Source organism: Nitratireductor soli (assembly GCF_001050155.1).
In the GTDB taxonomy this organism is placed as follows: domain Bacteria; phylum Pseudomonadota; class Alphaproteobacteria; order Rhizobiales; family Rhizobiaceae; genus Nitratireductor; species Nitratireductor soli.
The window spans coordinates 1-12,437 of record NZ_LFVY01000008.1 but is presented as its reverse complement, the minus strand read 5'-3'; the positions used below and the strand labels follow the sequence as shown (position 1 = coordinate 12,437).

At 65.9% G+C, this 12,437-nt stretch carries 13 protein-coding genes; 2 read left to right on the top strand and 11 right to left on the bottom strand.

Features of this window, described 5'->3' with window-relative positions; translation table 11 throughout:
• Window position 1: 1 nt before the first annotated feature.
• From AB843_RS11120 to AB843_RS11080, 9 genes are all read right to left on the bottom strand, one after another.
• Complete coding sequence (locus tag AB843_RS11120; protein ID WP_048646931.1) at window positions 2–787, bottom strand: helix-turn-helix transcriptional regulator; 786 nt, start codon at window positions 785–787, stop codon at window positions 2–4.
• A gap of 104 nt (window positions 788–891) precedes the next feature.
• Window positions 892–1,866, bottom strand: coding sequence for a fumarylacetoacetate hydrolase family protein (locus AB843_RS11115; protein WP_048646930.1), 975 nt, complete (start codon window positions 1,864–1,866; stop codon window positions 892–894).
• Window positions 1,867–1,963: 97 nt separating this feature from the next.
• A complete protein-coding gene (locus AB843_RS11110; protein WP_244467951.1) occupies window positions 1,964–2,992 on the bottom strand; it encodes a TRAP transporter substrate-binding protein in 1,029 nt (342 codons plus the stop codon).
• Window positions 2,993–3,041: 49 nt separating this feature from the next.
• A complete protein-coding gene (locus AB843_RS11105) occupies window positions 3,042–3,992 on the bottom strand; it encodes an MBL fold metallo-hydrolase (protein WP_048646928.1) in 951 nt (316 codons plus the stop codon).
• Window positions 3,989–4,192, bottom strand: a complete 204-nt coding sequence (locus AB843_RS11100; RefSeq protein WP_048646927.1) for a DUF2783 domain-containing protein — start codon at window positions 4,190–4,192, stop codon at window positions 3,989–3,991. Before AB843_RS11100 ends, AB843_RS11105 begins: the two co-directional genes overlap by 4 nt.
• Complete coding sequence (locus tag AB843_RS11095; protein WP_048646926.1) at window positions 4,189–5,874, bottom strand: FAD-dependent oxidoreductase; 1,686 nt, start codon at window positions 5,872–5,874, stop codon at window positions 4,189–4,191. Before AB843_RS11095 ends, AB843_RS11100 begins: the two co-directional genes overlap by 4 nt.
• A 13-nt stretch (window positions 5,875–5,887) precedes the next feature.
• Entirely contained in the window at window positions 5,888–6,676 is a 789-nt protein-coding gene (locus AB843_RS11090) for a class II aldolase/adducin family protein (RefSeq protein ID WP_048646925.1), read from the bottom strand.
• Window positions 6,673–7,653 (bottom strand): ketopantoate reductase family protein, encoded by a 981-nt coding sequence (locus AB843_RS11085; RefSeq protein WP_157384489.1) that lies wholly within the window; start codon window positions 7,651–7,653, stop codon window positions 6,673–6,675. The genes AB843_RS11090 and AB843_RS11085 overlap by 4 nt, the downstream gene beginning before the upstream one ends.
• Window positions 7,654–7,661: 8 nt before the next feature.
• A complete protein-coding gene (locus AB843_RS11080) occupies window positions 7,662–8,198 on the bottom strand; it encodes a VOC family protein (protein WP_244467950.1) in 537 nt (178 codons plus the stop codon).
• A 131-nt stretch (window positions 8,199–8,329) separates the two neighbouring features.
• Here AB843_RS11080 and maiA point away from each other — a divergent pair, with 131 nt between their 5' ends.
• Together maiA and AB843_RS11070 are read left to right on the top strand one after the other, a co-directional pair.
• Entirely contained in the window at window positions 8,330–8,977 is a 648-nt protein-coding gene (gene maiA / locus AB843_RS11075) for a maleylacetoacetate isomerase (protein ID WP_048646923.1), read from the top strand.
• Window positions 8,978–8,983: 6 nt separating this feature from the next.
• Window positions 8,984–10,504, top strand: a complete 1,521-nt coding sequence (locus AB843_RS11070) for a fumarate hydratase (protein WP_048646922.1) — start codon at window positions 8,984–8,986, stop codon at window positions 10,502–10,504.
• Window positions 10,505–10,528: 24 nt separating this feature from the next.
• Here AB843_RS11070 and AB843_RS11065 read toward each other — a convergent pair whose 3' ends face one another.
• Window positions 10,529–11,830, bottom strand: coding sequence for a TRAP transporter large permease (locus AB843_RS11065; RefSeq protein ID WP_048646921.1), 1,302 nt, complete (start codon window positions 11,828–11,830; stop codon window positions 10,529–10,531).
• A 10-nt stretch (window positions 11,831–11,840) separates the two neighbouring features.
• Window positions 11,841–12,296 carry a TRAP transporter small permease gene (locus AB843_RS11060; protein ID WP_048646920.1) on the bottom strand — a complete coding sequence of 152 codons (456 nt, stop codon included), beginning with the start codon at window positions 12,294–12,296 and terminating at the stop codon, window positions 11,841–11,843.
• Between the last annotated feature and the right edge of the window lie 141 nt (window positions 12,297–12,437).

The following is a 12,437-nucleotide window of genomic DNA, read 5'->3' as shown; positions in this document are numbered from 1 at the left end:
CTCAGGACGAATAGAAGGCCTGGACCATCTCGCGCTGATTGGCGACGCCCAACCGCTCATAGGCGCGCTTGCGATGGGTGATGACGCTGGTCGGCGCAATGCCCAGCCAGTCGGCCATTTCCTGTGCCGTCAGCCCGGCGACAACCCCGGCGGCGACATCGGTCTCGCGCGGCGAAAGTTCGGGAAATCGTTGTGTGACGCGCGCCCGCGCGGTGACGAGGTCCAGCGTCCCGGACCAAAGTTCCAGATGCCTGAGCGAGATTGCCCGCACATAAGGCAGGAAACCCATCAGCGCCTGCCGGTTGACCTCCGGCAGCGTGCCGCGCGGCCGGCCCGAATAGAAGCTGACGGAGAACGGCATGCCCTGCTCGGTGCGGCTGACCAATGACAGCCGATCGGCGATCTGCGCCCGGTCATAGCACCAGGTCCGGTAGCTGGCCGTCGGGATATCGTCGCGCGTGAGATAGGTGAACACCGTCCCGTCGCATCCGCCATCGTCGAACATCACGCCGATGTTCGGATCCTCGCGATAGTAGTGGCTCTGGTAGTGGTCGGCGGCGGTGTTGGCGAAACGCTGGCCAAGCCCGCTGGCCGTGCCGAGAAAGACCACGCGCTCCTTCGACGGGTACAGGAACATGGAGACGAAATCGATCGGCGCCACGGCCTGGCTCGATTCCAGCAATTGCCCGATGAAGCCGCCACGACCGACGGCGCCGATCAGGCCGCAAACCGCGTCGCTATAGGCCGGCGCGCCATGATCCATGGCGTCGCTCTTGATGAGCTGCATTGTCATTCCTCCCAGACGGCATCCCGGAGGACGCCCGGAGGGACTATACACATGAAAGCTTCCGCCCAGAAAGCCCGCAGCATCGGCCGGTCGTCTCCGTCAACCTAACCGACCTCAACCTCCTGCTCGATGGCGCCGAAAATGGACGCGCCGTCGGCCGACAGCATCTCGATGCGCACCGTTTCGCCATGCGCCAGAAACGGCGTTTTCGCCGCGCCCGCATCGATCATCTCGCGCGCCCGCCGTTCGGCGATGCAGGCCGAGCCGACAGCAGGGTCGGCGTTTGAAACCGTTCCCGAACCGATGATGCCGCCGGCGCCGATCGGCCGGGTCTGCGCCACATGGGCGATCAGGCGCGCGAAGGAAAACACCATGTCCTTGCCGGCTTCCGGACGGCCGAAAGCCTCCTGCCCGCGCCAGATCAGCAGCGGCAGGTGCAGGCGCTCGCCGTCCCAGGCATCGCCCAGTTCGTCCGGTGTCACGGCGACCGGCGAAAAGGCCGTCTGCGGCTTCGACTGGAAGAAACCGAACCCCTTGGCGAGTTCGCCCGGCACGAGATTGCGCAGCGTCACGTCATTGACGAGCATGACCAGGCGGATGGCCTCGCGCGCAGCCGCTTCATCGGCGCCGGTTTCGACCCGTCCGACGACAACGGCAATCTCCCCCTCGAAATCGCAGCCCAGCTTTTCGTCGGCGAAGCGGATCGGCGCGCGCGGTCCCAGATTGCAATCGGCCGCTCCCTGATAGATCAGCGGATCGGTCCAGAACGTGTCGGGCATGCCCGCCCCGCGCGCCTTGCGCACCAGTTCCACGTGGTTCACATAGGCGCTGCCATCGGCCCATTGATAGGCGCGCGGCAGCGGCGCCAGCGCCTCAGATGGATCGAAGGGGCGCCGTGCCGCATCCGTTTCGACCTTTTCGGCGAGGCCGCGCAGTCCCGGCTCGACCGCCTGCCAATCGTCCAAAGCGGCCTGCATGGTGGGAACCACCTCGGCAGCCGACAGACAATGTTTGAGATCGCGGCTGACGACGACCAGCGCGCCATCAGGACGACCGTTGCGCAGGGTGGCAAGTTTCATGAACGGGATGCTCCTTGGTGAATGCGTGAGGTTTGTGGGCGGGCGGCGCCGTTTCCGGCCCCGCCCGCCCACCGGTCATTTTCATGCGGCATCAAGTTTAGCCGTTGGTGGCGCCGGCCAGTTCCTCGCCCCAGGCCCGCAGCAGCTGCGCGCCGTCGACGCCGCGCGCCTCGACCTTTTTCAGCCAGGCCTCCTGAAGCGGCTTCATCCGCTCCTCGATCTGCCCCATGAACGCCGCGTCGGCGGTGATCATTTCGATGCCGGCGGCGTTGACCAGTTCGAGCGCGTGCGCGTCGTTCTTGTCCTGTGTCTTGCCGGCCAAACGCGCCAGGTGTTCGCCCGAAACCTTCTCGATCGCCTCCTGGTCTTCCGCTGCCAGCTTGTCGAAGGCCGCCTTGTTCATCACCACGGCCCAGCTCGTGTTGTAGAGGCCGCCGGGAATGAGCGTGCCGTAGCGGACGAGCCGGTCGAGCTTGAAGGTGATGATCGGTTCGACGGGAAAGAACAGCCCGTCGACAATGCCGGCGCTCATCAATTCGTAGGATTCGCTCGCCGGCTTCAGGACCGCGGAGACGCCGAGCAGATCGGCAAGCTCGTTGACGATGCCGCCGCCAACGCGCACGCGCAGATTCTGCAGATCCTCGAGCCTGGCGATCGGCCGTTTGCTGTTGAAGATGTGGCCGGGGCCGTTGGTGAACACGGCCAGCACCTTCAGGTCCCCATGCTCGCCATGCTGGGCCATATGCTTGTCGTAGACGCGCTGATAGGCGACGGAGGCCGCCTCGGCGCTGTCGCCGGCGCCGGGAAATTCGGCGATGTTGGTCGCCACGAAGCGGCCGGGCGTATAGCCATGCACGTTGAAGGCGATCTCGACGATGCCGTCGGCCACCGCGTCGAATGTGCCGGGCGGCGCCGTGACCGGCTTGGGCAGCGTGTTGATGCGCAGGCGTCCATTGCTCGCCTCGGTGACCTCCTTCGCCCAGACCTGCATCACGTCCTTGTGCAGGACATGCTGCGGCGGCAGCCAGCTCGACATGCGCAAGAGCGTTTCGGCCCTGGCCGCATAGGGAAACGCTGCTGTGGCGGGCAAGGCCGCGGCGAGCTTCAAGAGTTCTCGTCTGTTCATGCTTTCCTCCCAGGCTTGTTGCGCGGCCGGTCGCCGGTCCGCGATATGGTTAGGCGTGAATGGTCTTCCAGAGCGCCTGATCGCGCGCGTCGGTCCAGATTTGCGGGTGTTCCAGGCCACGCAATTCGTCGAAAGCACGCGCCGTGTCGAAGGCGAGCACGTGCTGGTAGATCGGCCAGTCGCCGAAGCGCGGGTCGCAATGCTCCCTGGCCACGTCGTAGCAGCCCTTCAGGCCATGGCCCTGTGACAGACCGTGACGCACGGCATTGAGAATGGTGGCGATGAAATCCTTAGTGGAATCGATCGCCTCGGTGATTTCCTGGCGCGACTGCATCGGCGCGCCGCGACCGGGCACCGCCGCCACTGCATCCACCGCCCTCAGCCGTTCCAGCGTCTCCAGCCAGTCGCCCAGATAGCCGTCGCCCATGTAGACGCCGCAATGGTTTTCGACGATGTCACCGGCGAAGACGACGCCGGCGTCCGGCACATGGCAGATCGTGTCGCCGCGCGTGTGGGCACGGCCCAGATGCTGGAAACGGATTTCGCGCTTGCCGAGCCAGAAGGTGAAGTCGCGCTCGAAACTCGCCTGCGGCATGGTCAGGCCGGGGATTTCCTCACGCCCCTTGAACAGGCGCGGAAAGCGGCCGATCTCCGAATCCATGTCCGCCTGGCCGCGCTCGCGCAGCAATTGCAGCGTGCCGAGCGACGAGAAGATCAGGTCTGCCTCGAAGGCGGAGGCGCCGAGCGCCCGCACGGCATGATAATGCGTCATGAACAGATACTTGATCGGCCGGTCGGTGACCGTGCGGATGTCGTCGATCATCTCACGGGCAAGCGCCGGCGTGGCGCGCGCATCGATGGCGATGACCGCCTCGTCGCCGACGATGAAGCCGCAATTGGGATCATGCGCGCTGCAATAGCCGTAGACATTCGTGCCAAGCTCGATCGCCTGGGGCTTCTGTTCGGCCATGTCCGTGACGGAGGCAAAGGCTTCACTCATCGGGCAGTCTCCATTTCAAGGAATTTCGCCGCTTCCGCGACACAGGCATTGATGACGGCGGCGTCTCCCACCTGGTTGGCCAACAGAAAGACCAGCCGCAGGATCAGGTGATTGGACTGTTCCTCGGCCAGTCCCTCATTGGCCGCAACGAGGGCGGCATAGAAGGCGTCGGGATCGTCGATGAAGGGATCGAGTTTCATGGCTGGCTCCGAAATCCGACACAGCGCGCCAGCGCCGCCTCGGCGCCGGCAGCGGTGGCGTTGCGCAGGATTGCGGCGCAGTAGAGATCCGGCCGCACGACGATGAAGTCACCGGGCTCCGCTCCGGTGGCCGCAACCAGATGGCCGCCCGTGTCGGCGAAGCCGCAACGCTCGGCCCCCTGCCCGGCATCGAGCGTGCGGGCGACGTAGGGCAGGCCCTCGCCGCCAATGCCGCTGATGACGGCGCGCATCGGGTCGAGACCCGGCCTGGGCAGGTAAAGACCGAGGGCCGCAGTTCCGAGAGCCGCCATCACGGCGTTGAGCGAGGTTTCGCCGCCGCCGGCATCCCGCAATGCGAGATTGCCGAGGCAGAAACCGCCCCCCTCGTCGATGATCGCCGACGGCGCGTAATCGCTGGCGACCGACAGGCGGCCCGTATTGACGATGCCGCGCGCGAATGGATGCTCGCGCGCCAATTCGAGCAGCGCCTTGCGCAGCCGCCGCTCGAAATCGCTTTGCGGCGCCAGGAAACGGGCGGTGCGCGAGGTGACGCGGATGTTCTCCTCGGCCGCCGCGCGGCGCTCCGCATCATAGCTGTCGAGAAGCCCGGGCGAGGCAAGGCCCTGGAGCACCAGCGCCAGCTTCCAGCCGAGGTTCTCGGCATCCTGGATGCCGGAATTGCCGCCGCGCGCGCCGAACGGGCTCATCACATGCGCCGCATCGCCGGCAAACAGCACGCGCCCGGTGCGGAACCGGTCGAGGAGCTGCATGCGATAGGCCCAGGGGCCGACCCACACCAGTTCGAAATCGACGTCGGGCCCTAGATGCGCCCGCACGCGCTCGGCAGCGATCTCGGGACGCGCCACCTCATCGGGATCGCCCTCAGGGTCGAGCTGGTAGTCGAGGCGCCAGACATTGTCGGCCATCATGTGCTGCCAGACGGCGCGGCCGCCGTTGAATGGCGCATCGACCCAGGTCCAGCGCTCGGGCCGGTCGAGGTCCGTGCAGCGCGCGTCGCAGATGCACCAGCGATCGACATGGCGCGAGACATTCGCCGCAATACCCAGCGCCTCGCGCAGCGGGCTGTTGGCGCCCGTCGCGTCGACCACCCAGTCCGCCTCGATTTCGTAGGCTCCGGCCTCCGTTTCGACGTCGAGGAGAACGCTGTCGCCGCTCTGGCGAACGCCGGTCACCTTATTGTTCCAGCGCAACGCGACCTTGCCGAGCTCGACCAGCCGTTCGACCAGGAACCATTCCAGATAGAATTGCTGCAGATTGACGAAGGGCGGCTGGCGCGACGCGTTGCCGTCGGCGCGGTTGAAACTGTAGACAGCCTCTTCGCCCGACATGGTGCGGCCCACCGACCAGGTAACGCCCTTGTCGATCATCCGGTCGACGACGCCGACTCGGTCCATGATCTCCAGGGACTTTTGCGCCCACACCATGCCGCGCGAAGATGCCCCCCGCACCCCCACCGTATTGTCGTCGTCGAGCAGCACCGCCTCGACGCCGCGGCTCGCCAGGTCGGCGGCCAGCGTCAGGCCGGTCAGCCCCCCGCCGACGATGACCAGGCGCGTCTTTTCCACGCTTCCATCCGCCACATGGCGTGGCGTGACTGCTGGAAAGACCGGCAATTCGTAGCCGCTTGGCGTCCATCGAAGGGCCGGGACATGCATCGCCATTTCGTGCTGCTCCCTATGCCCGGAAATCGACGCTGAGGCCGGCGCGCGCCATTTCCATCCGGCGGATGGCGGCGTCGAGCATCTTCTGGCCAAGCCGGCCGTCGGGATCGAAATGCTCGCCGTCATGGGCCGAGGCGGCGCGCACCGCCTCCGAAAGAGGCAGGCGCGCACCCGAAAGCGACTGGCTGGCGCATTGGATGTCGCAGGCGCGCTGCAGCGTCCAGGCCAGCCAGAAGGCCTTCGGCAGGCTTTCCTCGACGACCAGAAGGCCGTGATTGCGCAGCACGAGAACGGCCTTGTCGCCAAGGCTCTGGACAAGGCGCGGCTGCTCCTCCTCATGCACCGTGATGCCTTCGAAATCGTGGTAGGCGACGCGCCCATGCAGCTGCGCGCCGTAGAAATTGTCGTGCGAGATGCCCTCTGCCGCGCATGACACGGCCATGCCGGCATCCGTATGGGTGTGGATGATGCAATGGGCGTCCGGGCGCGCCGCATGAACGGCCGAATGGATGATGAAGCCGGCCCGGTTGACCGGATGATCGGTCGGCGACAGCGCCTTCCCGTCCAGGTCCACCTTGATCAGGTTCGACGCCGTGACCTCGTTGTAATTGAGGCCGAACGGATTGATCAGATAGTGCTTTTCAGGACCCGGCACGCGCACGGTGATGTGGTTGAAGATCGATTCGATCCAGCCGAAATGGTCGAACACGTGATAGGTCGCCGCCAGCTGGCAGCGCAGATCCCACTCCTCGGCTGAACACCATTGCGGCCGTGTGCCCACCGCCTGTTTTGCCAGATTCATGTTTCTCTCCCTGGATAAGTGTGAAGCGCCCGCTCGCTGACGAGCGCCTGCAGCATGTCGATTGTCGGCGTCGGCACGCTCTTCAGCCGGCCGATCTCGGCGACCGCGCCGATGAGGGCATCGGCCTCGACCGGCCGGCCGCGTTCGATGTCCTGGAGCATGGAGAGTTTCGAGCCGCCGATGGCGCGCGCCATCTCGATGCGTTCGTTGGCGCTGAGCGGAAAACTGATGCCGCAGCGCGCGCCGGTTTCCATGCACTCGCTCATCGCGCCGCGGACGATGGAAAGCAGGTCCGCATTGGCGCAGATCTCCGCCATGCTCGCCCCGGTCAGCGCCGAGACGGGATTGAACGCGACGTTGCCGGCAAGCTTGATCCAGATTTCGCGGCTGATGTCTGTTGTCACGACGATATCAAGCCCTGGCTCCAGCCCCAGCCCGTCGAACGCGTCGCGCACCGTGGCCACGGCCTCGCCCCCGCCGCTGACCGCGCCCAGAACCAGCCGGCCGGCGGCGGTCTGCCGCACGACGCCGGGTTGCGGGACATCGGCGGCGAAATGCGCCACCGCCGCGACGATTGCCGCATCGGCAAAACGCGCCGCAAGGACAGCGCAGGGATCCGTGGCGTCAAGCGGTTGGGCCTGCCCCGGCGGGCGGTACCACCACGGAATGCCGTTCAGCACCGGAACGGTGATGGTGTTGCCGAGCAAGGCCGGGTCAAGCGCGCGCGTCGCCGCCTCCAGATCATGCGCCTTGACGCAGATGAACAGCACATCGACATCACCGATGGCCCCGGCATCGCCCGTTGCCGTGACATCCACGCGAAGGTCGCGGCCGCCCTCGCGGAAGCGAAGGCCGTTCGCCTCGATGGCCGCCAGATGGGCGCCGCGCGCGACGACGGTCGTCGCATGGCCGGCCAGCGCCATGCGCGCGGCGATCGCTCCGCCGATCGCGCCTGCACCGAGAACCGCAACCTTCATCATCGCCCTCACACGCCGGCGTTGGCGGCCTGACCGAGGCGTTCGTGCTTCTCGCGCGTCCAGGCGGCAAGCTCGTCATGCGCCGAGCGCCGCTTCTCCGCCTTGTATTCGGTGAGCCCGATATCCGTCGTCAGCTCCAGGCGAATGCCATTCGGATCGAAGAAGTAGATCGAGTGGATGAAGGTGTGGTCGGTCACGCCGAGGATCGGGATACCGGCCGCTTCCAGACGCGCCTTGGCATCGTTCAGCTCTTCCAGTGAAGCAACGGCGAGCGCCAGGTGATTGACCCATGCCGGCGTGTTGGCCGACGGCTCGGCCTTGACGTTGTCGCCAAGGTCGAAGAAGGCGATGTGCGAGCCGTCGCGCATCTGGAAGAACAGGTGAACGAACGGGCAATATTCGCCGGTGCTGGGCACCGTCTCCGCACGCACGAGATGGACCAGCGGCAGATTGAGAATGTCCTCGTAGAAATGGCGCGTTTCCTCCGCGTCGCGGCAGCGATAGGCGAAGTGATGCAGTCCGTTGATCGGGACCATGTTGGACATTAGGGTCTCCTCCAGCAATTCATCAGCTCGCCGACTATCGGGCCTCTGATGCCGGGGGTCATTCCTCATCGATGAGGATTGGCGAGAGCCTGAATGATGCGTGAGATGAGACCGCTACAAGGATATCGATCGTGAAACTCTACACATACTTTCGCTCGTCTGCCGCCTATCGCGTGCGCATCGTGCTTGCCCTGAAGGGCATCGAATGGGAGCCGGCCTTCGTCCATATGCTGCGCGACGGCGGCGAACAGCACCAGCCCGCCTACAAGGCCGTCAACCCGCAGGGCCTGGTGCCGGCATTGGAGATCGACGGGGCAGTGCTGAGCCAGTCGAGTGCCATCTGCGAATATCTGGAGGAGCGCTTCCCCGAACCGCCCCTGCTGCCCGCGAGCCTGGAGGAACGCGCCTATGTGCGCGCGGTGATGAGCGCGGTCGCCTGCGAAATCCATCCGCTCAACAATCTGCGTGTCCTGAAGCACATCACCGGGACGCTGGGCCTCGACGAAGAAGCGAAGCTTGCCTGGTACCGGCACTGGATCGCCGAGGGCTTCGCCGGCCTGGAAGCCCTGATCGGAGCGTCCGGACGGGCCGGCGCCTGCACGCTCGGCGACACGCCGACGCTCGCCGACGCCTTCATCGTGCCGCAGGTCTACAATGCGCGCCGCTTCGACTGCCCGCTCGACGATTATCCGAACATCGCGCGCATCGCCGACGCCTGCGACGCGCTGCCGGCCTTCGCCGCGGCGCGCCCCGAAGCCCAGGAGGACGCACAGGGATGAGCGATCATGGCCGCCATTCGCGAGGATGATTTCGTGCAGAGCGTCGCCGACGCCCTGCAATTCATCTCCTACTATCATCCCGCCGATTACATCCGGCATCTGGCTGCCGCCCACGAACGCGAGGAAAGCGCTGCCGCCAGGGAAGCGATGGCGCAGATTCTGGTGAATTCGCGCATGGCAGCGCTCGGTCACCGGCCCATGTGCCAGGACACCGGTGTGGTCAACGCTTTCGTGCAAGTCGGGCTTGCCGCACGCATCGAGACCGGGCGGCGCCTCGAAGATCTGGTCAATGAAGGCGTGCGCCGGGCCTATCTCGACCCGGACAACCCGCTGCGCGCCTCGATCGTCGCCGATCCGTTGTTTTCGCGGAACAACACGCGCGACAACACGCCGGCGGTCGTCCACACATCCGTCGTGCCCGGCGACGGCGTGACCATCACGTTGATGGCCAAGGGCGGCGGCTCGGAGAACAAGGCGCGCTTCACCATGCTCAACCCGTCCGACAGTGTCGCCGACTGGGTGGTGCGGACCGTCGAGACCCTGGGCGCCGGCTGGTGTCCGCCCGGCATGATCGGACTGGGCGTCGGCGGCAGCGCCGACATGGCGATGCTGATGGCCAAGCAGGCCCTGTTCGAGCCGATCGACATGCAGGATTTGCTGGCGCGCGGTCCTGCATCGCGCGAGGAAGAACTGCGCATGGAACTCTACCAGCGCATCAACGCGCTCGGCATCGGCGCGCAGGGGCTGGGCGGGCTGACCACCGTGGTCGACGTCAAGCTGAAGACGCATCCGACCCATGCCGCGTCCATGCCGGTCGGGCTGATCCCGCAATGCGCCGCCAACCGGCATATCACCTTCACGCTGAATGGCGAAGGGCCGGCCGAATTCGCGCCGCCATCGCTCGACGATTGGCCGCAGATCACGCTCGACCGTACCGCGCACACGGCGCGGCGGGTCGATCTCGAGGGCCTGACGCGCGAGGAGATCGCCCAATGGCGGCCCGGCGAAAAGCTGCTCCTCAACGGCAAGCTTCTGACCGGCCGCGACGCCGCGCACAAGCGCATCGCCGACATGCGGGCACGCGGCGAGCCCCTGCCCGTCGATTTCGCCGGCCGCGTGATCTACTATGTCGGTCCGGTCGATGCGGTGGGTGACGAGGCGGTCGGTCCGGCCGGCCCGACGACCGCAACGCGCATGGACAAGTTCACCGAGATGATGCTGGCCGAAACCGGCCTGTTCGCCATGGTCGGCAAGGCCGAGCGCGGACAGGAGGCGATCGACGCCATCGCACGCCACCGCGCCGCCTACCTGATCGCCGTCGGCGGCTCCGCCGTGCTCGTCTCGCAGGCGATCCGCCACGCCAGGCTCGTCGCCTTCGAGGACTTGGGCATGGAGGCGATCTACGAGTTCACGGTCGAGGACATGCCGGTAACGGTCGCCGTCGATGCGCGAGGACAATCCGTCCACCGTCTTGGCCCCGCCGAATGGCGCCGGCGCATTGCCGAGCGGCGCGCCGCAACGGCCTGAGGCAATCTCCCTTCGTCGGACAGTTCAACGCAACAGGCCGAGCGCCTGCGGCAGCACCAGCGTCAGCGCCGGCACGAGAATGAGAACGGCGATGCGCAGGAAATCGACGGCGATGAACGGCGCCAATCCGCGAAAGATCGTTCCCGTTGGAATGTGCGGTGTCAGCGAGCGCAGCACGAAGACGTTCATGCCGACCGGCGGCGTGATCAGGCTGATCTCCGTCACCACCACGACGACGATGCCGAACCAGACGAGATCGAACCCCAGCCCCTGAACGATGGGATAGAAGACCGGCACGGTCAGGACGATCATCGAGATGCTCTCGAACAGGCAGCCGAGAACGATGTAGACCAGCACCAGCAGGAAGATCACGACGAGCGGCGAGATCGAGTAGGCCTCGATCAGCGCCGCCAGGTCCGACGACATGCTGGTGAAGTTGATGTAATTGGCGAAGATCAGCGCGCCGGTGAGCACGGCGAAGATCATCGCGCTGGTGCGCGCCGCGTCGACGAAAATCCGCCCGAACGCGGCCAGGCTTGTCTGGCCGCGCAGGAGCGTGATGACAAATGCGCCGAACGCACCGATGCCGGCCGCCTCGGTCGGCGTGAAGACGCCGCCATAAATGCCGCCCAGAACGACGACGAAGAGCAGCAGGACACGCCAGATCTCACGCAGTGCGGCGAGCCGGCCGGGCCAGTCCATCCGTTCGCCGGGCGGCGCCGCTTGCGGGTCGCGCCACACGGTCCAGCGCACGGCGCCGACGTAGAACAGGGTTGCCACGATGCCAGGCAGGATGCCGGCGGCGAACAGGGCGGCGATGCTCGTATTGGTCATGATGCCGTAGAGGATCATGATGACCGACGGCGGAATGAGGATGCCCAATGTGCCGCCGGCGGCAATCGAAGCGGTCGCCAGGCCCGGCTGATAGCCGCGCCGTTCCATCTCCGGCAGCGCCACCTTGGCCATGGTGGCCGCCGTCGCCAGGCTGGAGCCGCAGATCGCCCCGAAGCCGGCGCTGGCCATGATGGTCGATGTCGCAAGCCCGCCGCGCCGATGGCCGAGAAACGCGTAGGCGGCGGCATAGAGTTCTTTCGACAGGCCGGAGCGCGTGACAAGCCCGCCCATCAGCGTGAACAGCGGAATGACCGACAGCGTGTAGAGCGCTCCTGTTTCATACACGGTCTGGGCGATGCTGGCGGCGGCCGCATCGAAGGACAGCGTCATCGCCAATGCGCCAAAGCCGACAATGCCCATGGCGAAGGCAAGCGGTATGCGTAAAAGGGCAAGGGCGAACAGGACGGCGAAGGCCAACAGAGCATCGGTCACCAGGCAATCCTCACAGGGCCGCCGGCCGCACGAAGCGGACGAGATGCACGAGGGCGGTCACCGCCACGGCGAGCGCCATGAACAGGGCGAGATAGCCGGTCGGGTAATGCAGCGTGATGCTGACATCGCCGCGTGCAAGAAGCGTCAGGCCGCGCCTGGCGAGAAGCACGGCAAGACCAGCGAGCAGCACGGCGATGAGCAGATGGGAAACACGGTCGAGCAAACCGCGCGCCCGGTCGGACAACAGCGCATCGACATAGTCGATGCTGATATGCGCGCCCCGCGCCGAAGCGCTGGGCAGCGCCATGAACACGGTTCCGACGATCCCCGCCTCGACCAGCTCGATGCTGGCGGCAATCGGCATGTTGAAAGCGTAGCGAAGCACCACGTCGAGCACCACAACGCTCATCATCGCGGCCAACGAAACCGTCGCGACCAGGTCGCTGACGCGGCATATGCTCATCATAATTGAAACACCACTCCTCCACACGGCCCCAAACTGCCTGTGGGTTCAGCGACATTCAATCCTCATCGATGAGGAACCGCCTGGATCGTTTCCGGCCTATGTTGAATCGCCCCTGACCTGCTCCCCTGAGATGTTCCCGAT

Excerpts from the sequence above, each read along its gene's own strand:
- AB843_RS11120 (WP_048646931.1), bottom strand. The coding sequence starts at position 787 with ATGCAGCTCATCAAGAGCGACGCCATGGATCATGGCGCGCCGGCCTAT.
- AB843_RS11115 (WP_048646930.1), bottom strand. The coding sequence starts at position 1,866 with ATGAAACTTGCCACCCTGCGCAACGGTCGTCCTGATGGCGCGCTGGTC.
- AB843_RS11110 (WP_244467951.1), bottom strand. The coding sequence starts at position 2,992 with ATGAACAGACGAGAACTCTTGAAGCTCGCCGCGGCCTTGCCCGCCACA.
- AB843_RS11105 (WP_048646928.1), bottom strand. The coding sequence starts at position 3,992 with ATGAGTGAAGCCTTTGCCTCCGTCACGGACATGGCCGAACAGAAGCCC.
- AB843_RS11100 (WP_048646927.1), bottom strand. The coding sequence starts at position 4,192 with ATGAAACTCGATCCCTTCATCGACGATCCCGACGCCTTCTATGCCGCC.
- AB843_RS11095 (WP_048646926.1), bottom strand. The coding sequence starts at position 5,874 with ATGGCGATGCATGTCCCGGCCCTTCGATGGACGCCAAGCGGCTACGAA.
- AB843_RS11090 (WP_048646925.1), bottom strand. The coding sequence starts at position 6,676 with ATGAATCTGGCAAAACAGGCGGTGGGCACACGGCCGCAATGGTGTTCA.
- AB843_RS11085 (WP_157384489.1), bottom strand. The coding sequence starts at position 7,653 with ATGAAGGTTGCGGTTCTCGGTGCAGGCGCGATCGGCGGAGCGATCGCC.
- AB843_RS11080 (WP_244467950.1), bottom strand. The coding sequence starts at position 8,198 with ATGTCCAACATGGTCCCGATCAACGGACTGCATCACTTCGCCTATCGC.
- AB843_RS11070 (WP_048646922.1), top strand. The coding sequence starts at position 8,984 with ATGGCCGCCATTCGCGAGGATGATTTCGTGCAGAGCGTCGCCGACGCC.
- AB843_RS11060 (WP_048646920.1), bottom strand. The coding sequence starts at position 12,296 with ATGATGAGCATATGCCGCGTCAGCGACCTGGTCGCGACGGTTTCGTTG.